Source organism: Cohnella mopanensis (assembly GCF_022352055.1).
GTDB lineage: Bacteria > Bacillota > Bacilli > Paenibacillales > Paenibacillaceae > Cohnella > Cohnella mopanensis.
Window position 1 is genome coordinate 94,242 of record NZ_JAKRWM010000009.1, and the last position, 19,143, is coordinate 113,384.

A 19,143-nucleotide genomic window follows, 5' to 3' on the forward strand; every position below is an offset into this window, starting at 1 on the left:
TTAACCGGTATTACGCTGTGACGTTAATAGAGCTTCCGTACCCGAATTCTTTTAATGAAGAATTGCGCTCGAGCTCCGCGGCAAATCCTGCTGGATCATCAAAGGATTCCCCTTTAGAACCGCCATTGTTGCCGTTGCCATTCCCAGAATTCGAATGACGTTGATCTTGTTGCATAAACGTAGTGCTTGCGTTCGAAGCCGGTTGTTGGACGACTTCCAAGCGTTCAACTTGCATCCCCTGTCCGCTTAATGCCGTTCTAAGCTGGGACATCTGGTTCTCAAGAAGTTCGCGAGCTGCAGGGTTATCCGTTACGAATTGCGCAGTCAGTTGACCATTCTGCATAATAATGCGAATGTCGACTTTCCCTAGATGTTCAGGAGTTAAAGAAAGCTTGGCTTCCGACGTTCCGTTTCCTTGTACTAACTGGAATTGCTTCACTAGGAACTTCTCCATCTGCGTAGCAAATTGTTGTACGGGAACTTGGGCCGGTAGAGTTGCTTTACCTGTCGCATCCGAATTCGCATTCACGTCGTTCTGCATGAACGTCCAAGCCGGTTGAGAGCTCGACTGGTTCGTTTCGCCTAAACCTTCAACACTGGTTACCGAAGTAGCTTGATTGCTCGCGGTTTCGGCATCCGTCGTTACAGCCACATTAAACCGCCATACCGGATCTCTTAGAGCTTGAACCGTACGACGCGGCTCTTGGATCACGACAGCCGTCTGAGTCGACGAATCTTTTGTTGCGTTTGCGGAAGCCGTATAAGCGTTATTGGATTCTACGGAGGTAGTAACACCTTCTGATGAATCAGCTTTACTTGTTGCTTGGCTCGCCACTTGGTTGCTCTGGACTTTAGCCGCTACTGAATCCAACAGGTTTTTCAATTGGCCCGCAAAGTTAGCCGCCATAGGGACGCTATCTTTACTGGAAGCAATGGCTTCGGACAGTTGTAGCAAAGTTTCGCGCAACGCTTGTACGACCGGTTTCGATGACAAAGGTTGTTGATCATCCAATACGGGTTGCGTCGAAGTTAACGATTCTGCCTGGTCTCCAGTCAATGATTGATTAGGATTCAATTGTTGGAGCAGGCCTTGGAATGCAGCTAACATCTCGGCAAGTTGAGATTGCGTATCCGTTGGGATAGCGTTCAAATCGGTCTGCTCCAGTTGTTCCAATTGCTCAACCAAGTTAGCAAGCATCGCAAGCAGATCTTGAGATTGCTCGCTATCGGAATCTAACCCTAGCTGACCAAGCAAACCTGCTAGTCCTACCGGCATTGAAAGCCCGTTGGATACAGTCGCCGTATTGCTCGTACCGTCGATTGCCTGTACTAAAGCGCCAGCAAAGCCGCTTCCCGTTGCAGAACCTGTTGCAGAACCCGTAACAGTTACCGCACCCTTGCCCGCAGAAATCGGGGTTGAAGAAATGGCCATATTCATATGTTTTCACCTCCTTTCAAATAAGTAGGAAGTTATAGAATTAAGGATTAGCCGGCATAAGTTTGCTAACTAAATTAGCCGTTGTCTTCTTGTTCAATTCCGACATCGAAGATAGAATGTCTGAACGCGGAGCATCATCTAAGACGCTGAGAATTCTGAGCACTTTAGATTGATTTGTCCCTGCAAGTTGTAACAGTAGAGCCGCTGCATTACTTGGCTTCATCGCCGAGAAAGTACGATTAATCTCAACGGTATCCAAAGTAGTGGATTCTTCGCCCGCTTTAAGCTCCAGTTCCTTGATTCTCGATTGTAAGGCGGATATTTCACGGTTGTCCACGGACTCCGAATCCTTCAGCTTCATCGTAACGTCCGCTGCTTTCTTCGGTGTCATTCGTTCGAGCACCTTACCGCGTTCGGTAACCGACATCTCGCCTAAGACGAGTGCCGATTCGTCCAAAGTCATATTCTCCAGGATCGGAGCCGCTTTACTTGGCGTCATCTTGCCGTACATTTGCGCCAATGAGGAAATCCGAGCATGATAGGCATCCGTAGTGATCGTCTTTTCAGAGCTCTCTTTAGTCAATTGATCGACTTTGCTAGTTAGCTCTTCGATTTTCTGTTTCTGTTCAACCGTTTGAGAGGTTGCTTGTTTAAGTGCTGTTTCCCGATCCGCGAGTAGCGCGTTAAGCTCCTCTACCTTCGATTTGGCATTGGTTACTGTAAGTTGTTCATCCGTGTTCGAATTCGGCTGTTCCGGTTTGGAAGGTTCCGGAACGATCGATTTGACGACTGGGATTTTATTCCCGAATTCAAGCGCCGCATTCCGCCAATCGCGATTGAACATCAACAGCAACACACCTAGCAAAACCGCGGTAAATAAGATCGGAGTTACAAAAAAGAGAAATCGTTCGAAGCCGCTGTAACTGCTTTTTTCTACATCCGCGCTCGCCACGATTTGCCCTCCCTTCTCCTGCGATAAATACGCTTACTTTCCTGTCACCCGCGAGCGGCTGACGCAGCCCGTACGATCGCGATTTCATCCAGCTCGTTCTGTTCTTTGGCAAGCCAAGCGCTTCTAAAGCGTTCAAGCGCTCGTTCCCTCGCGTTTACCCAAACTTTCTCGTCAACCATTTTATTCGTGAGATGAACTTGGCGCTTTCGAACTATTACCTCAGCTGCATGTACACCTTCACGCTGCCGTATAATGCGTTCGTCGACAATCTCGATGTAACGCTGCAACATCAGCAACTCGGTCATGGGCGTAGGCTTTTCGGAGGTAGCCTGCAAAGCCTGCTCTAAGCCCCTACGCTCATCGTACAAAAGCTCCAACTGCTCTTCTTCTTTGCGCAATTTCCCGAGAGAGGCGGCATATTCCCACTCCGCCATGGACTTCTCGCTGCCCTTCAAATCAACGATCTTCTGCAAATGATATCGAAATGACATATTCGCTTATCCTCATCTCCTATAGAAATCGATGATCAATCGTTCTTGGGCTTCTTGCAGCGTTATTTTCTCGTCCGTTCGCTGTTGCGTATAAGAACGAATAAGATCGTAATACTGAATCGCCTTATCGATTTCCGAGTTGGAGCCTTTTTGGTAAGCTCCGATATTAATCAAATCCTCTGAATCGCGATATACGGCGAGCAATTTTTTTAACTGCTCAGCAGCTCCCTGCTGTTCGTTGCTTATAATGTCTTTCATAACGCGGCTAACGCTCGATAGAACATCGATAGCCGGAAAATGGCCTTTGTTAGCTAAGTTACGGTGCAGAACGATATGTCCGTCAAGTATGCCTCTTACCGCGTCGGCGATCGGCTCGTTCATATCGTCTCCATCGACGAGAACGGTGTAGAAAGCCGTAATCGAGCCACTGACACCTGTCCCCGCTCTTTCCAACAACTTAGGCAAAGCAGCGAAAACCGATGGCGTGTATCCCCGTGTCGCGGGCGGCTCTCCGATCGCTAATCCTACCTCTCGGAGCGCCATGGCATAGCGGGTAACCGAATCCATCATGAGCATGACGTTCATTCCGCGATCTCGGAAATATTCCGCTATCGTTGTCGCGATCAATGCGCCTTTCATCCGGATAAGCGCCGGTTGGTCCGAAGTGGCAACGATGACGACCGATCTGGCAAGTCCTTCAGGACCTAAGTCCTTCTCGATGAATTCGAGAACTTCGCGTCCGCGTTCCCCGATCAGCGCAATCACGTTGACGTCCGCCGATGTATTCCGTGCAACCATTCCTAGCAATGTACTTTTACCTACGCCGGAACCGGCGAATATCCCTACCCTTTGCCCTTGACCGACCGTTAACAATCCGTCTATTGCCCTAACTCCCACGCCTAAAGGCTCTGTTACTCTAGGCCGTTTAAGCGGGTTTCCAGGCGCATTATTCGTTGAATAATGCGGCATTCGTACGGGTAAGCTCGAACCATCAAGCGGTCTTCCTAATCCGTCAAGCACTTTACCTAACAATTCTGAGCCAACTTGTACCGTTAACGGTCCGCCCGTTGCCACAACCTCGCAGCCTGGCCCGATGGAGTGAAGCTCTCCCAGCGGCATGAGCAGCACACGGTTGTCGCGAAAACCGACTACTTCGGCAAGAACAGGTTTCCCGCCCTTCATCGGATGTATGGAACAAACATCCCCAATGCTTGCATCCGGCCCTTCGGACTCGACGGTTAAGCCGATGATCTGAATCACTTTGCCATTCACCCGCAATGGATCCATATGACGAAGGGTTTCCGTATACCGATTAATATCAAGGAGCGGCAAAGTAATCGCCCTCCTCCGCCCTATGAGACGCTACTTTAAGCAGTTGTTCCCGAATCGATTCTAGTTGGGTATCGACTCGAGCATCGATACTGCCGAAAGCCGATCGAACGATACACCCGCCGTCCTTGATGGTAGCATCAGGAACGATCTGGAGCTCCGCTTGCGCATCCAGCACAACGACGAGTTCTTCTCTCGCCGCTTGCACGTAAGCGAATTGCGATGGAGCTACGCATAGCACGATAACACCTTGCTCTCTTCTTCTGGCAAGTGCTTTCTCGAATAGCTTCATGGACATTTCAGGAGCTTTAGACAACTTACGGTTAATGATTTTCTCTGCGATCGAACAACTTAGTTCGACGAGGAAAGCTTCACCTTCCGTGATAACCGCTTCTTTAGCGACATAAGCATGCTCTACAATAGCTTGGGCTTCATGCAATCGCGAAGACCATTGTTCCTTCAGGTCCTCTTCCGCTTGCCGCGATCCGGCCACGAAGCCTTCATCATAACCTTGGCGGCTAGTCTCTTCGCGAAGAGTAGCATCTTCCTCGCGACGGCTCTGCCACCAATCTTCTATTTCTTTCTCGGTATTCTCGCGAATCACGGCAGCTTCCGCTCTTGCTTGACGCAAGATCTGTTGGGCTGTATGTTCAGCATCCGCTAGAATTCGATCTCTTAACGTTTGTGTTTCGACGTCAATCGTTTCATTTCCTTCGCCATCGACACCGAATTCCGAAATATTTTGCGGATTTGGCGTGATCCTGCGAATAAGTTCCAATCTCTTTAAGTCTTCCAGCGAGACGACATGAGAGGATTTAATGAGATTAGACAATAATATCGTCTCCTCCGCCACGAGCGATAATGATCTCTCCGGCTTCTTCCAATCTGCGAATCGTCGCTACGATGCGAGTCTGCGCTTCTTCGACATCGCGAAGCCGCACAGGTCCCATGTATTCCATTTCTTCTTTGAAAGTTTCGGCCATCCGTTTGGACATGTTCCGGAAGATCGATTCCCTAACTTCCTCGCTGGCCACTTTAAGCGCCAACTGGAGATCGGAATTCTCGATATCGCGAATGATGCGTTGAATGGAGCGATTGTCCAGATTGACGATATCCTCGAATACGAACATACGCTTCTTGATTTCTTCCGCCAATTCCGGATCTTGAATTTCTAGTGAATCCAGGATAGTACGTTCCGTACCGCGGTCTACTCCGTTCAAGATCTGAACGATTGCTTCGATACCGCCCGCGTTCGTGTAATCCTGAGTGACCGTTGAAGACAGTTTCTGCTCCAACACTCTTTCGACTTGCGAAATTACGTCCGGCGAAGTGCTATCCATTAATGCGATTCTGCGAGCCACTTCAGCTTGCTTCTCTTGCGGCAACGAGGAAAGTACCGCGGAAGATTGCTCGGGCTGTAGGTAAGATAATACGAGCGCGATCGTCTGAGCGTTCTCGTTCTGAATAAAGTTAAGAATTTGCGACGGTTCTGCCTTCCGAGCGAAATCAAAAGGGCGAACCTGCAAGGTCGCGGTTAGACGATTGAGAATATCCATCGCCTTCTGGGATCCGAGCGCCTTTTCCAAAATTTCTTTCGCGTAAGTAATACCGCCTTGCGTGATGTATTCCTGTGCAACACAGATTTGATGAAACTCGCTAAGAATCATGTCTTTCTCGCCTGCGTCGACTTTGCGCACGTTGGCGATTTCTAACGTTAGCTGCTCGATCTCATCATCTCGCAAGTGCTTGAATACTTGCGCGGACACTTCCGGTCCGAGGGTGATGAGGAGAATGGCTGCCTTTTGTCTACCCGACAACTGAAACCCCTTCGCCACCACTGCCACCTCTATTCATCCACTAGCCATGTCCGGAGAAGATTGACGAACTCGTCCGGTTTGCGTTTGGCCAAGCTTTCCAATTGTTTGCGAACTTGGCTCTCGTTAGCCACATTGTCGATATCGATCGTCGGCATTTCCGCGCGAGGCATTGCCGCAAGTTCTGCCGCTTCCTTCGCCGCTTTACGACGACGGAAGATCATATACCCGCCACCGCCTAATAAAGCCAATGCCAACAATCCTGCGCCAGCGATCCAGTAAGTGGATGCGGAAGTTCTGCTACCAGAAACATCGTTGCCTTCAAAAGATTGTGACAGAACGGATACGCGTTGCGCTAGCGCCTCGTCGGATAAGTCCAAACCGGACTCGGCCAGTAATACTCTAGCGCTCCGAAGAAGTACGCCTTGGATTTCCGCTAGTTTCTCTGGTGTCATCTTCGAAGAGTCAACGCCAACATTTATCGAAATGTCCTTCACTTTATAAGGCCCGTAGTCGATATTATTAGTAATTCGATTTACTTCATAGTTTACGGTGCTGGATACTTTCTCCGAAGAGGATGAACCAGAGTTTCCTGCACCCGGATAGTTTGAAATATCGGTTTGCCCCGTACCCGCAATTCCACCCGATTGTCCGTCTTGGCCTTGATACGTTTCACTGGAATCGACACGACCTATTTCGATTCCCTTGTTATCATTATCCTTGAGAGGCTCCACCAGCTGTTCCGTTGAAACCTTCTTGTCGAAATTCAATGCAGAGACAACACTTACGACCATGTTATCCATTCCGACAATCGGATTGAGGAATTGTTGGATATTTCTCTTCAAGGTATTCTCGAACTCGTTCTGGATCGCAAATTGGGTTTCGTATACCGCACCGCCCATGCTACCACTACCGCCAAGTTGAGAAGACGGAGATAAATCTCCCGTACTGCTGCTAATCGTGATATCTTTGACATCCAAATGAGGAACCGCTGATTTCACGAGATTATAGTAGCTGTCCACTTCTTCTTGTTTCGGACGGAAACCCGGTTTGAAAGTCATGACGACAGCCGCAGTTGCCTTTTCCTTGTCGGATTCATTCAAGAATACCGATTCTTCAGGCAACGTTACGATTGCTTTAACTTTTGACACGCCTTGTTTGCTAAGCAGTAATTGCTGTATTTCTCCGTTTAACGCGTTGCGAAACTTCACTTTAAATTCTTGGTCCGTCGTTCCAATCGTCGAGGAGTTTTTGCTCATCTCGGCAAATCCAATCGAACCGTTCTGAATGAGTCCTTGCGACCCGATATCGACCTTCACCTTAGATGCCGATGTGCTAGGTACGGAAATGCTCGTTCCCGCATCGTTCAACTGATAACTGATCCCATTCGTGTCCAAATACTCCATGATCGCCGCTGCGTCCGAGCTGTCCAAATTCTGAAAAGCAAGCTCGTATTGTGTCCTAGTAAATAAATAAGTCAATAGAATAATGGCAAATAGCAACAAGGCTGCTGTTGAGGCGAGAACCCATTTTTGCGTTTTGCTGTACTGGTTCCAGAAACCAACCAACTTTTCTCGAACCTGCGCCCATTTCTCGTTCACGATTTCACCTCACCTGCGGTTAACACATTGGAATTAATGGTTTGTTCTATCACCCAATGTGGATTTGCTACATTGTTTAGTAGGAATAGGCTACATTTGCATACGCATGATTTCTTGGTAAGCTTCAACGACCTTGTTACGCACTTGCCCAACCAAAGTAAGGCTCAACTCAGCTTGAGTAGCCGCAATGATTACTTTATTCTCGTCTACTTCTCCGATAAGAAATTGATCGTTTACCTTATGTACGTTCTGCTCCTGGGCTGCCACGCTATCGATAGCCGTCTTGAGAAAGGAAGCGAAGCTCTCTGTAGCTTCAGCGGGAGTCGCTTTCGTTTGAATTTGGCTGATGTTAGGCATCAAACCTACAGGAGTTATCATGGAATTAGTAATCAAACTAGCTCCCCGCTTTCTATTGTATGTTTTTGTTCATCTTCATTCTTGGTTCATTAACGGCCCATTTCCAATGCTTTCATGAACATTGCTTTCCTAGCATTGAGCGCCGTCACATTCGCCTCATAAGAACGCGAAGCAGCCAAGAGGTCAACTTGTTCCTTCAGCATATCCACGTTCGGCATATAGACCATTCCGTTCGCGTCCGCATCAGGATGCGACGGATTATAGACTTGCTTGAACGGAGTCGAATCTTCTTTAATAGCCGTTACTTGCACCCCTTGGGCGGAAGAACCATTCATTTGTTGAGTCAGTAGGTCCTGGAACCTAGGTTGAACCGCTTCCATAACAACCATTTTTCTGCGGTAAGGGACGAATTGTCCATTAACGTATCCTGCCCTCGTTGTTTCCGCATTCGCGATATTAGCCGAAATGACGTCCATTCTTAATCGTTGCGCAGTTAATGCCGAAGCGCTAATATCAAAGCCTCCAAGCTTCATCCGTTAGACACTCCCTCTAATGCCGATTCTCATCATTTTCGCATCATGATTAATCTGTTGGGCGATCAAATTGTACCTAAGTTGATTCTCTGCGAGCATTGCCATTTCTTTGTCTACGTCAACATTGTTGCGATTATTGTTAATCGCCGTCGACTCGTCTGTGACCACCTTCGGAGAAGGAGTTGGATAAGAAGAATTGATGGGAAAATGACGGGGATTGGTTACCCCACCCGTAAGCATGGGAGTCTGCTGATTACCGATTGCCTGTGAAAGCAGTTCTTCAAAGACAACATCGGATCTCTTGAAATAAGGCGTATCTACATTCGCAATATTGTTGGCAAGTACCCTCTGTCTCATCGCTGCAGCGTTGATCGCGTTTTCCAAGCGTTGAAACGCAGCACCGCTTAAAACTTCCATTCCTGTCGCCTCTTTTCGCTTGTACATGAGAAATTATTCATGTTCATCCCAAGTGTTATTCAACGTTAATATCCCATATTCCTGCTTGATACGACAACAGTTTCTTTAAAATTACAATTTAATTACAAAGTGCGACAAATTAAAAATTTCTAAGATCATCATCTACGACATACGGGTTTGTGACAATAAGAAAAAAGCCCTAAATCTTTTGTTCAAAGATTGGGCTCTCTTCATTTTTCTAAATTACGGCTTAGTGTTTACGATGGTCTAATTCTTGTAGCAATTGTGTATTCAGAATCCGAATGTAAGTGCCTTTCATTCCGAGCGAACGGGTTTCGATGACTCCCGCGCTCTCCAATTTCCGCAGAGCATTCACAATGACAGATCTGGTAATTCCAGCACGGTCGGCAATCTTCGAAGCGACGAGAAGCCCTTCCTTGCCTTCAAGTTCTTCGAAAATCTGTTCCACCGCTTCCATCTCGCTGAACGAAAGCGAGCTCACGGCCACCGACACGATCGCCTTGCTTCTTGCTTCCGTTTCTCTTTCTTCGGCCCTTTCCCGCAAAATCTCCATTCCGATAATGGTAGATCCATACTCTGCCAGAATAAGGTCGTCCTCTCCAAAAAATTGTTTATTTCTGGATAGGACCAAAGTACCAAGTCTATCTCCACCGCCGATAATAGGAACAATGGTCACAATTTCATTCTCGAACATGACGATCAGATCCGCGAGAATTTCCTCATCCGACGTAATGTTCGCTGCCGTTTCCGAGATGCGTAACAACCGCTCGTTCGTATCGGCGGGAAACCTTAATTCATCGGGTTGCTCTCTGCGAAGCCACATTTCAGGAAAATCATCAGAATGCGCGGCACCAAGCACTTTTCCCTTTCGGCTAAGGACAAAAACATTCCCCTGCATCGTTTCCCTTAGCCCTTCAGCCATCTCGCGGAAATTTAGAGGTTTGCCTGCAGCTTCTTGCAGAAGTTTATTCAGCGTTCGGGTTTTCATCAACAACGTCATGATTCTGTTTCCTCCTAGTACGACAAGCAAGTAAAACAGCAGCGCCGCCCATAGGACGGCGTCTTTCGTACGGGCCATTATCCTCTATAATATATATTGACTCAAATCTCGATTGCTGGCAATCGAGGACAACTTCTCCCGCACGTACTCCGGAGTAATTTTCATCTCTTCCAACTGCAGCTCGGGTGCTTCGAAACTCAAATCCTCCAGCAACTTTTCCAAAAGAGTGTGCAGCCTGCGCGCGCCGATATTTTCCATGTTATGGTTGACTTCCTGAGCCATTCGCGCAAGTTCGGTAATAGCGGCTTCGGTGAAAGTAACGTTGATGCCTTCCGTTTGCAATAAAGCCGTATACTGTTTCGTTAGCGCATTCTGAGGTTCCGTAAGAATCCGAACGAAATCCTCGTCGGTCAAGCTGCTAAGTTCCACGCGAATCGGGAATCTCCCTTGCAATTCCGGGATCAAATCCGAAGGTTTGGCGATATGGAAAGCACCAGCGGCGACAAAGAGGACATAGTCCGTCTTGACAGGGCCATATTTCGTTACGACAGTCGAACCCTCCACAATCGGAAGAATGTCCCTTTGGACACCTTCTCGCGAGACGTCGGGCCCTTGACCCCGTCCTTGGCTGGCGATTTTGTCGATCTCATCGATGAAGATAATGCCGGACTGCTCAGCACGGCGCACCGATTCGGAGATGACGTCATCCATGTCGATTAACTTGTTAGCTTCTTCCACGATTAGCACTTTGCGTGCTTCCTTCACGGTCAAACGACGCTTCTTGCGGCGCTTGGGCAGAAATTGTCCAAGCATTTCTTGCATATTGCCCATCTGCTCTTGTCCGGGGCCTCCAAGCATATCCATCATGCTAGGAGAATTATCTTCGACCTCGATTTCAATAATCTCGTTCTCCAATTGGCCTGCGTCAAGCTTAGCTTTGGTGTCCCGCCGTTTATCTTGCAAGCTCGGATCTACCGGCTCCGGCTCGTCATTAGGCGTGCTAATGCCGCCGAACAACATTTCTAACGGATTTTTGTTCGATTTGGGCTTCGCAGGGGAAGGGACCAATAAAGACGCTAACCGCTCATTCGCAGCTTTCTCCGCCTTATCTTTAACTTTCTCCGTACGTTCTTCTTTCACCATTCTGATTGCGGTCTCGACCAAATCCCGCACCATGGATTCGACGTCCCTGCCAACATAACCGACTTCAGTAAACTTCGTAGCTTCCACCTTAATGAACGGAGCATGTACCAGCTTGGCAAGCCGACGAGCGATCTCCGTCTTCCCGACACCTGTCGGTCCGATCATCAAAATATTTTTCGGAACGATCTCATCGCGGATCTCTTCCGGAAGGCGGCTGCGGCGATAACGATTGCGTAGCGCTACGGCCACGGAACGTTTGGCGGGTTTTTGTCCGACGATGTACTTATCCAGTTCTGCAACAATCTGGCGAGGCGTCAGGGCATCATTCATGCGACTCTCTCCCTTACCTTTATCGAATGTTATCATCATATCTCCTCGACGATTAAATGGTTATTAGTAAATACACAAATTTCCGAAGCGGTTTCTAAAGCCGCCCGGGCAATTTCCTTAGCATCCATAGCGGGAGCATGCCGCTTCAGCGCTCTTGCCGCGGCTAGAGCGAAGCTGCCGCCGGATCCAATGGCAAGAATGCCGTCATCGGGTTCGATAACCTCTCCGTTACCGGACAAAAGCAGCATTCCCGAAGCATCCACGACGATCATCATTGCTTCCAAGCGGCGCAACACCCGGTCTGATCGCCAATCCTTCGCTAGCTCAACGGCAGCCCGCTGCAAATTGCCATGATGCTCTTCCAGCTTACCTTCGAACTTCTCGAATAAAGTAATCGCATCCGCTACCGACCCGGCGAACCCTGCGAGCACCTGATTCCGATAAAGCCTGCGTACTTTCTTGGCCGTATTTTTCATGACCATGCTGTTGCCGAAAGTTACCTGTCCATCGCCTGCGATCGCGCCTTTGCCATTATGTCGAACCGCGCATATCGTCGTTGCATGAAAGCTCATATCCATGGGCTGATCCTCCCGATTATTCGTATTCAAAAGGTTAGTTAATCGTAAAGTCGCAAAAGCAGCGGCTTATGAGATATACGCTGCCGCTGCTGAATAGGTTACAACTTGGAACTCTTAATTTCCACGCTAAGCGCGTCAATGCTCTCCAAAGCCCGTGCAGCAATGGCTTCGTTTTTCTCTTTCTTGCTTCTTACGCGATGCCCGAGTGGCGGAAAAAGTCCGAAATTCGCATTCATCGGCTGAAAATGCTTGAAGTCCGCCGTCGTAATGTAGTTTGCCATACTTCCAAGCGTAGTGTGGGCAGGTAAAGTTAACAGCTCTAGACCTTTGGCAAGACGTCCGGCATTCAATCCGGAGATCAAACCGGAAGCGGCTGATTCTACGTATCCCTCCACGCCTGTCATTTGGCCTGCAAAGAACAGCGTCTCTCTTTCGCGGAATTGATAGGTCGGGTGAAGCAGCTTAGGCGAATTGATAAAGGTGTTGCGGTGCATAACGCCATAACGGACGAATTCCGCGTTCTCAAGCCCGGGAATGAGCGAGAACACCCTTTTCTGTTCGCCCCACTTCAGGTGCGTCTGGAAGCCTACCAAATTGTATAACGTCCCCGCAGCATTATCCTGTCTGAGTTGAATGACCGCATGAGATTTCGTGCCCGTACGCGGATCGACTAAGCCGACCGGCTTCATCGGACCGAACAGCACCGTTTGCTTGCCTCGTTTAGCCATGACTTCGATCGGCATGCAGCCCTCGAAGTACATCTCTTTCTCGAAATCTTTGACCTCTGCCGTTTCCGCGGTCGTGAGCGCTTCATGGAACACATCGAATTCCGCTTCCGTCATCGGACAATTCAGATAGGCCGCTTCCCCTTTGTCGTAACGGGAAGCCAAGAAAACTTTGTCTAAATCGATGGAATCTTTCTCTACGATCGGAGCGGCCGCATCGAAGAAGTAGAAGTACTCTTCTCCCATGAGCTTCTTAATGCTTTCCGATAATTCCGGGGAGGTGAGAGGTCCCGTTGCGATGACGACAATGCCGTCTTGAGGCACTTCGGTAATCTCTTCATTCACTACAGTGATCAACGGATGCTCGCGCAGCCGCCGCGTAACCTCGCCTGAGAAGCCGTCTCTATCTACCGCGAGCGCTCCTCCGGCTGGAACGGCATGCAAATCAGCGCAGCTCAGGATCAAAGAATCCAGCCGTCTCATCTCTTCTTTCAATACACCAACCGCATTCGCCAAACCGTTTGCTCTTAGACTGTTACTACAGACCAACTCTGCAAAACCGTCCGTATGGTGGGCGGGCGTACGCTTTACCGGGCGCATTTCATATAAAGTGACGGGGACGCCTTGGCTGGCAATCTGCCAAGCGGCCTCGCTTCCGGCCAACCCTGCGCCTATGACCGTCACGGATTGAGCTTCAGTCAAATCAATAAGCCTCCTAAACTAACGACATCCTTAATCTACGGCTTCTTCAGAATCATCCACGTTCTCGGAATGGCTGCAAGCCGTGCAGTGATATTGGATTTCGCCTTTTACTCGTTTTTCAATCATTAGGCTTCCGCAGCTAGGGCAAGGCTTTGCCACTGGCTTATCCCAGGAAACGTACTCGCAACCGGGATATAGATTACAGCCATAGAACACCCGTCCCTTCTTGCTTCGGCGCTCGACGACATGGCCTTCTCCACATTTCGGGCATTTGACTCCCGTTTCCTTAATGATCGGCTTCGTATTCCGGCAATTCGGAAAGCCGGAGCAAGCGAGAAACTTACCGAAGCGTCCCATCTTATAAACCATCGGGCTGCCGCACTTGTCGCAAATTTCATCGGATGGCTCGTCTTTGATCTCGATTTCCTTCATCTCGTCTTCAGCGAAATTAAGCCGAACTTCGAACGATTTGTAGAATTCTCCGATAACATTAACCCAATCTTCGGTTCCCTCTTCGACATGGTCTAAGTCGCCTTCCATGTTCGCCGTAAATTCCGCGTCGAGAATTTCCGGGAAAAACTCTTCCATCAGTTGGATGACGAGTTCCCCAAGTTCGGTAGGGATGAACTTTTTCTCTTCCATCGCCACATAATTTCTTTTCTGGATCGTCTCTAGCGTCGGCGCGTACGTACTTGGACGACCTATTCCGAGTTCCTCAAGCATTCTGACCAGTCTAGCTTCCGTATATCGCGGAGGCGGCTGGGTAAAATGCTGCTTCGGTTCGATTTCCTTCGAATTGGCTTCATCTCCAACAACGAGCGCCGGAAGCAAACGGTCTTCGTCCGTCGTTCCGTCGTCATTCCCTTCCACGTACACCTTCATGAAACCGGCGAATTTCAGCTTAGACCCGTTCGCGCGGAAAATAACCGGGCCATTGCTCAGATCGACCGTCATCGTATCCAGAATGGCGGAAGCCATTTGGCTTGCTAAAAACCGCTCCCAGATGAGCTTATAGAGCCGCAGCTGGTCTTTCGACGTAAAAGCTTTAACCGAGTCCGGATCGCGCATGACAGAAGTCGGACGAATGGCTTCGTGGGCGTCTTGGGCGCCGGCGTTTTTCTTCGTATATACACGAGGCGTCTCCGGCAAAAAGGGCTTTCCGTATTTACCGGTAATGTATTCGACCGCTTCCTCCTGCGCGATAGGGGAAATCCGGGTAGAATCCGTACGCATATAAGTAATGAGACCGACCGTACCCTCTTTGCCGAGATCGACCCCTTCATAAAGCTGTTGGGCGATTTGCATCGTCTTGGAAGCTCTGAAGTTAAGCTTGCGGGCAGCTTCCTGCTGCAAGGAACTCGTAATGAACGGAGGAGACGGATTACGTTGCCGCTCTTTCTCCTTCACTTCCCCCACGGAGAAGTCTTTGCCCTTCATTAGGGCTAACACTTCTTTGACGTCCGCTTCGCTTTTCAGCTCTTTCTTGGTGCCGTGCAAGGAATGAAACTTCGCTTCGAAAGCCGACTTCCCTTTCTCAAGGTGCGCGGTAATGCTCCAATATTCTTCCGGGATGAACGCGTTAATCTCGTTCTCGCGGTCATAGATGAGCTTAACGGCGACCGACTGTACTCTGCCCGCGCTTAAACCCTTTTTGACCTTCTTCCATAATAAAGGGCTTATTTTGTATCCGACTAAGCGGTCGAGTACACGTCTCGCTTGCTGTGCATTCACGAGATCCATATCGATGGGGCGAGGATTCTTGAAAGCATCTTTCACTGCTTGTTTGGTTATTTCATTAAAAACTACGCGGCACGCATCTTTCTCATCGATTTCCAAGTAATGCGCCAAATGCCACGCGATCGCTTCGCCCTCTCTGTCGGGGTCAGCCGCCAGATAGATTTTTTTCACTTTTTTGCTGGCATCGCGGAGTTCTTTCAGAACGCTCCCCTTGCCGCGTATTGTAATATATTTGGGCTGAAAATCATTTTCCACTTCTACCCCGATCTGGCTTTTGGGTAAATCGCGAATGTGCCCCATGGACGCTTTGACGATAAATTTACTTCCTAAATATTTGCCGATCGTCTTGGCTTTAGCCGGTGATTCTACGATGACGAGTGAATCCGCCACGTCCATTCCTCCTCTCCTACGGTCGACAAGTCCTCGTGCCTATGTGCTTATGTCTACATTAAAGGACATGATATACAGAACCGGGTTGTTGATGAATCCGTCTTTTTATTAGTAAAGATAGCAGAACGGAGTGTAAATGTCCAAATGTCATCCCGGATTGGTTCGCGAGCTCGTCTATAGAACAAGCCCTTTCAAGCAAAAGTTCATAGAGCAGAAGCTCGTCAGGCGTAAGGTTTTCCGTTGGAATGCCACGTTCTGCGGTTGCTTCCACGGGTACAGGCGAAGCCGAAATCGAAGGTAGTCTATGAGCGTACGCATCAAAAATATCCGACTCGTCCAGCACCGGTTGAGCGCCTTTCCGAAAATATTCGAGCGCCCCCTTACTTCTTGGAGACGTGATCTGCCCGGGAACGACAAACACGTCCCTATTATAGCCTAATGCCAAGTCAGCGGTAATTAACGCCCCGCTCTTCTTCGCCGCCTCCACCACGATAACTCCTAAAGACAGGCCGACGATAATCCGGTTCCGCATCGGAAACAAGCCGGGCCTGAGGATCGTATCCGGCGGACTCTCGGAAATCAGCAATCCCGCATGGACCAAATCGCGATAGAGCGCCTTGTTCTCCGGGGGGTAGCAGTTGTCCACCCCGCCGGCCAACACCGCTATCGTCCCGTAAGGAGCGCGTAAGGCGCCAAGATGAGCTGCCGTATCAATTCCCCTAGCGAACCCGCTAACGACCGCCATACGCTGAGCACAGCCCGCTCCGAGGTCTTCCGCCACCTTGCGGCCGTACCCCGTTGCTAAACGGGTTCCGACTATAGCAATCGCAGGATGGCTTACAAGCTCCCAGTTCCCCTTATAATAGATCACCCATGGAGGATCGGAAATGTGAAACAGTAATTCGGGGTACTCATCGTCCAAATAAGTAATCACTTGAATATCCCGTTCTTCAAGTTTCCGATAACGCCGCTCTGCCGCTTCCTGTCGAAAGCTGGCGACCGCCGCCGTTGCTTGTCTTGCGCTAAGCCCCATATCTCTCCAATCCCCGGCCAGGAAGTCGGACACATGCCTTAACGAACCATTGCCCTTAGAGGCTCCGTACAGGAGAATGCTTGCGATTGTAATTCTCCCTACTCCATCCGTCTCGTGCAACGCAATGAGCGCCTCACGGGATATTCCTGTCAGCCTAGCTTCCGAACGGCTTACGACTCTAACTTTGCTCTTCTCGGTATTCTCGTTCTCACTTTCATTCCCAAGCATCCTTCGCCTTCCTCTCTGTATTGTTAATCTACGCAAAAAAGCCTCCCACTCCCTCGCTAGAGGGGGCAGAAGGCTGCTTGCCTTGCCGAATAATCGTACATACCGTCGGTCAGACGGCCTGTATGATTAGTTTATTTGAGTTTACTGTAGCATTAACCTTTGCATTTTTCCAGTAAACCTTTTTCTTCGAGCACAGCGACAAGAGTAGCGCCCATGTCGGAAGGTGTCGGTGCTACGCGGATGCCGCATGCTTCGAGTACCGAGATTTTCTCGGCAGCCGTTCCCTTGCCTCCGGAAATAATCGCGCCTGCATGTCCCATACGTTTGCCCGCTGGCGCGGTTGCGCCGCCGATGAAACCGACGACAGGTTTCGTCATGTTCGCTTTAACCCACTCAGCCGCTTCTTCTTCCGCCGTACCGCCGATTTCACCGATCATAATTACGGCATACGTGTCCGGATCTTCGTTAAAGAGCTTGAGGATGTCGATGAACTCGGAGCCTTTAACAGGGTCTCCGCCGATTCCGACTGCGGACGATTGGCCGATTCCGCTCGAAGTCAGTTGGTGAACCGCTTCGTAAGTCAAAGTTCCCGAACGGGATACGACGCCTACGTGGCCTTTTTTGTGAATATAGCCCGGCATGATGCCGATTTTGATCTCCCCTGGCGTAATAACGCCCGGACAGTTCGGTCCGATCAAGCGAGTTTTCTTGCCTTCCATGAAGCGCATAACTTTAACCATGTCGAGTACCGGAATTCCTTCCGTGATACAGATGACAAGATCAAGCTCTGCATCTACCGCTTCCATGATCGCGTCTGCCGCGAAAGGAGGCGCTACATAGATAACAGATGCAGTCGCGCCTGTTGCGTTAACAGCCTCTACTACCGTGTTAAATACCGGCAAAGAAACCGTCGTGCCGTTTTCCAAGTTAAAGTCAACGTTCGTGCCACCTTTACCCGGTGTAACGCCGCCAACCATTTGCGTACCATAGTCCAGTGCACCCTTGGCGTGGAAATTTCCCGTTGCGCCCGTGATGCCTTGGGTGATCACCTTGGTGTTTTTATCGATCAGAATACTCATGATTACACACTCCCCGGTAGGTTCTCCCTAGTCATTTCACGAGCGACACGATTTTTTGCGCGCCGTCGGACATCGAATCGGCTGCCACGATGTTCAGGCCGGATCCGTTCAAAATTTCTTTACCTCTTGCCACGTTCGTACCTTCAAGACGTACGACAAGCGGACGATCAAGTCCGAGTTCACGAGCTGCAGCGACTACGCCTTCGGCAATAATGTCACACTTCATGATTCCGCCGAAAATGTTAACGAAAATCCCTTTAACATTAGGGTCGGAAAGAATGATTTTGAAAGCTTCGGTCACTTTCTCTTTCGTTGCGCCGCCGCCGACATCAAGGAAGTTCGCAGGGGAACCACCGAAATATTTAATGATATCCATTGTCGCCATAGCAAGTCCGGCTCCATTAACCATACAGCCGATGTTGCCGTCTAGAGCGATGTAGGAAAGATCGAATTTGGAAGCTTGAATTTCTTTAGCGTCTTCTTCGTCCAAGTCGCGAAGCTCGACGATGTCTTTATGACGGAATAGAGCGTTGGAGTCAAAGTTCAACTTCGCGTCAAGCGCCATAACGTCTCCAGCACCTGTAACGACAAGCGGATTGATCTCCGCGATGGAACAATCCTTTTCTTCGAATGCTTTGTACAAAGCAAGCATGAACTTAACCGCTTTGTTGATTAGCTCGCCAGGAATCTTAATGTCATATGCCAATTGGCGCGCTTGGTACATTTGCAGTCCAACCGCTGGATCGACAACGACTTTAATGATTTTCTCAGGGGAATGGGCAGCGACTTCTTCAATGTCCATGCCGCCTTCTTCGGAGCCCATCATGACGACGCGTCCGGTTCCCCGGTCAACGACGACGCCGATGTAATATTCTTTTTTGATGTCGCAACCTTCTTCGATCAGAAGGCGCTTAACTTCTTTACCTTCAGGACCCGTTTGGTGCGTGACCAATACTTTGCCTAGCAATTCTTTAGCGTAACTCGCTACGTCTTCTACGCTTTTGGCGATATTGACGCCGCCGGCTTTACCGCGTCCGCCCGCGTGAATCTGGGCTTTAACGACGGTAACCGAGCTTCCGAGTTCTTTTGCTGCGCTTACGGCTTCATCGACGGTGAACGCCACTTTGCCGCGCGGCACGTTAACGCCATACTGCCTCAAGACTTCCTTGCCTTGATACTCATGAATATTCATGACCCTGGCATCCTCCCGTTGTGCGCTTTAATATCAGTGCGGCCAATCGCTTA

At 49.4% G+C, this 19,143-nt stretch carries 18 protein-coding genes; all 18 read right to left on the bottom strand.

What is annotated here, in order from left to right; translation table 11 throughout:
• Positions 1-10: 10 nt before the first annotated feature.
• Positions 11-1,438 carry a flagellar hook-length control protein FliK gene (locus L3D05_RS14970; RefSeq protein WP_239617031.1) on the bottom strand — a complete coding sequence of 476 codons (1,428 nt, stop codon included), beginning with the start codon at positions 1,436-1,438 and terminating at the stop codon, positions 11-13.
• A gap of 40 nt (positions 1,439-1,478) precedes the next feature.
• Positions 1,479-2,390, bottom strand: coding sequence for a MotE family protein (locus L3D05_RS26760; protein WP_239617033.1), 912 nt, complete (start codon positions 2,388-2,390; stop codon positions 1,479-1,481).
• A 44-nt stretch (positions 2,391-2,434) separates the two neighbouring features.
• Entirely contained in the window at positions 2,435-2,881 is a 447-nt protein-coding gene (gene fliJ / locus L3D05_RS14980) for a flagellar export protein FliJ (protein ID WP_239617035.1), read from the bottom strand.
• Positions 2,882-2,893: 12 nt separating this feature from the next.
• Positions 2,894-4,168, bottom strand: a complete 1,275-nt coding sequence (gene fliI, locus L3D05_RS14985; RefSeq protein ID WP_239617294.1) for a flagellar protein export ATPase FliI — start codon at positions 4,166-4,168, stop codon at positions 2,894-2,896.
• 31 nt (positions 4,169-4,199) lie between these two features.
• The gene (gene fliH / locus L3D05_RS14990) at positions 4,200-5,042 is read right to left on the bottom strand and encodes a flagellar assembly protein FliH (protein WP_239617037.1); all 843 of its coding nucleotides are present in this window, start codon (positions 5,040-5,042) and stop codon (positions 4,200-4,202) included.
• Positions 5,035-6,045: a flagellar motor switch protein FliG gene (gene fliG, locus L3D05_RS14995; RefSeq protein WP_239617039.1), complete on the bottom strand. Its 1,011-nt coding sequence runs from the start codon at positions 6,043-6,045 to the stop codon at positions 5,035-5,037. The genes fliH and fliG overlap by 8 nt, the downstream gene beginning before the upstream one ends.
• Before the next feature lie 11 nt (positions 6,046-6,056).
• On the bottom strand, positions 6,057-7,625 hold the full coding sequence (gene fliF, locus L3D05_RS15000) for a flagellar basal-body MS-ring/collar protein FliF (protein ID WP_239617041.1): 1,569 nt from the start codon (positions 7,623-7,625) through the stop codon (positions 6,057-6,059).
• Between the two features lie 90 nt (positions 7,626-7,715).
• Entirely contained in the window at positions 7,716-8,018 is a 303-nt protein-coding gene (gene fliE / locus L3D05_RS15005) for a flagellar hook-basal body complex protein FliE (RefSeq protein ID WP_239617042.1), read from the bottom strand.
• A 53-nt stretch (positions 8,019-8,071) separates the two neighbouring features.
• Entirely contained in the window at positions 8,072-8,515 is a 444-nt protein-coding gene (gene flgC, locus L3D05_RS15010) for a flagellar basal body rod protein FlgC (RefSeq protein WP_239617044.1), read from the bottom strand.
• Between the two features lie 3 nt (positions 8,516-8,518).
• Entirely contained in the window at positions 8,519-8,932 is a 414-nt protein-coding gene (gene flgB, locus L3D05_RS15015) for a flagellar basal body rod protein FlgB (protein WP_239617045.1), read from the bottom strand.
• Positions 8,933-9,182: 250 nt separating this feature from the next.
• A complete protein-coding gene (codY, locus tag L3D05_RS15020) occupies positions 9,183-9,953 on the bottom strand; it encodes a GTP-sensing pleiotropic transcriptional regulator CodY (RefSeq protein WP_239617047.1) in 771 nt (256 codons plus the stop codon).
• 84 nt (positions 9,954-10,037) lie between these two features.
• Entirely contained in the window at positions 10,038-11,426 is a 1,389-nt protein-coding gene (hslU, locus tag L3D05_RS15025; protein ID WP_239617049.1) for an ATP-dependent protease ATPase subunit HslU, read from the bottom strand.
• Between the two features lie 35 nt (positions 11,427-11,461).
• The gene (hslV, locus tag L3D05_RS15030; protein ID WP_239617051.1) at positions 11,462-12,004 is read right to left on the bottom strand and encodes an ATP-dependent protease subunit HslV; all 543 of its coding nucleotides are present in this window, start codon (positions 12,002-12,004) and stop codon (positions 11,462-11,464) included.
• A gap of 98 nt (positions 12,005-12,102) precedes the next feature.
• A complete protein-coding gene (gene trmFO / locus L3D05_RS15035; RefSeq protein WP_239617053.1) occupies positions 12,103-13,431 on the bottom strand; it encodes an FADH(2)-oxidizing methylenetetrahydrofolate--tRNA-(uracil(54)-C(5))-methyltransferase TrmFO in 1,329 nt (442 codons plus the stop codon).
• Positions 13,432-13,461: 30 nt separating this feature from the next.
• Positions 13,462-15,558: a type I DNA topoisomerase gene (gene topA / locus L3D05_RS15040; RefSeq protein ID WP_239617055.1), complete on the bottom strand. Its 2,097-nt coding sequence runs from the start codon at positions 15,556-15,558 to the stop codon at positions 13,462-13,464.
• A 58-nt stretch (positions 15,559-15,616) separates the two neighbouring features.
• Complete coding sequence (gene dprA / locus L3D05_RS15045) at positions 15,617-16,819, bottom strand: DNA-processing protein DprA (protein ID WP_239617056.1); 1,203 nt, start codon at positions 16,817-16,819, stop codon at positions 15,617-15,619.
• Between the two features lie 152 nt (positions 16,820-16,971).
• Positions 16,972-17,898 carry a succinate--CoA ligase subunit alpha gene (gene sucD / locus L3D05_RS15050; RefSeq protein WP_182301541.1) on the bottom strand — a complete coding sequence of 309 codons (927 nt, stop codon included), beginning with the start codon at positions 17,896-17,898 and terminating at the stop codon, positions 16,972-16,974.
• Between the two features lie 31 nt (positions 17,899-17,929).
• Entirely contained in the window at positions 17,930-19,090 is a 1,161-nt protein-coding gene (gene sucC, locus L3D05_RS15055) for an ADP-forming succinate--CoA ligase subunit beta (RefSeq protein ID WP_239617058.1), read from the bottom strand.
• Between the last annotated feature and the right edge of the window lie 53 nt (positions 19,091-19,143).